Genomic DNA, 1,286 nt, shown 5'->3' with positions numbered 1-1,286 from the left:
GAGCGCGGCGATGGCGACCAGGTTGGTCAGCACACTGGCGATGACGTGACCGGTCAGCACCGCGCTACGGGAGACGTCCATGACTTTGAACCGGTTGATGATGCCCTTGGTCATGTCGGAGTTCACCGCCGTCGCGGTGGATCCCAGGCCGTAGCAGACGGCCAGCAGCATCAGGCCCGGCGTCGCGTAGTCGATGTAGTCGACACCGACGTTGAAGGCGTCTCCGAACATGTACACGAACATCAGCATGATCACGATCGGCATCAGGACCGCGTTGAACACCGAGGTCGGGTTCCGGGCGATGTGCTTGGAGTTGCGACGCAACATGACCAGCGAATGAGACTGGGTGCTCATTTCGCGACCACCTCCGTGGTGCGGCCCGTCAGGGCGAGGAAAACGTCATCGAGGTCGGGGGTGTGCACGGAGCACTCCTGGGCGCTGAGGGAGTACTCGTCGAGCCGGTCCAGCAGGGCCCGCAGCGATGTCGTGCCGCCGTCGCTGGGAACCCGCAAGGCAAGTGCCTCGTCCTCGCGCGTGGCATCGGTGAGGACCCGCGCGGCCGCGTCGAGTTCGGCGACGGTGGTGAACCGCAACCGCACGTGGGTCCCCGGGATCTGACGCTTGAGCTCGTCCGGGGTGCCCTGGGCGACCAGACGGCCCTGATCGAGTACCGCGATCCGGTCGGCGAGCTGATCGGCTTCCTCGAGGTACTGGGTGGTCAGGAAAATGGTCACCCCATCGGCGACCAGACCACGGATGATCGACCACATCGTGTGACGGCTGCGCGGGTCCAGACCCGTCGTCGGCTCGTCCAGGAAAATGATCCGCGGCTGCCCGACCAGCGTCATCGCCAGGTCCAGCTTGCGGCGCATACCCCCGGAATAGGTCGACACCGGCTTCTGCGCCGACTCCACCAGCTCGAACCGCTCCAACAACTCCGCGACGACCCGCCTGCCGTCCCGGGCGGGCACCCGACTCAGATCCACCATCAGCTGCAGGTTCTCCTGCCCCGTCAACAGCTCATCCACCGCCGCGAACTGCCCGGTCACCCCGATCGCCGCACGCACCGCCCCGGCCTCGGTCACAACATCATGCCCAGCGACACGCACCGTCCCACCGTCGGCCCTCATCAACGTGGTCAACACGTTCACCGTCGTCGTCTTACCCGCCCCGTTCGGACCGAGCAGAGAGAACACCGTGCCCGCACGAACATCAAAATCGATACCGTCGAGCACCACCTTGTCCTTATAGGCCTTCCGCAGTCCTGAGACCGCAATCGCTGAAGT

General features: G+C 65.2%; 2 protein-coding genes. Both read right to left on the bottom strand.

Annotated features, from left to right (window positions below):
* A partial coding sequence (locus ACFYOS_RS36440) for an ABC transporter permease (protein ID WP_387151929.1) occupies positions 1-354 on the bottom strand: 354 nt, incomplete at its 3' end.
* On the bottom strand, positions 351-1,286 hold a 936-nt coding region (locus ACFYOS_RS36435; RefSeq protein ID WP_387151926.1), incomplete at its 5' end, for an ATP-binding cassette domain-containing protein. The genes ACFYOS_RS36440 and ACFYOS_RS36435, both read right to left, overlap by 4 nt.

This window comes from Micromonospora sp. NPDC005806 (genome assembly GCF_042871425.1).
In the GTDB taxonomy this organism is placed as follows: domain Bacteria; phylum Actinomycetota; class Actinomycetes; order Mycobacteriales; family Micromonosporaceae; genus Micromonospora.
Note: the sequence above shows the minus strand (reverse complement) of the source record. Positions and strands in the feature narration are given on the sequence as shown.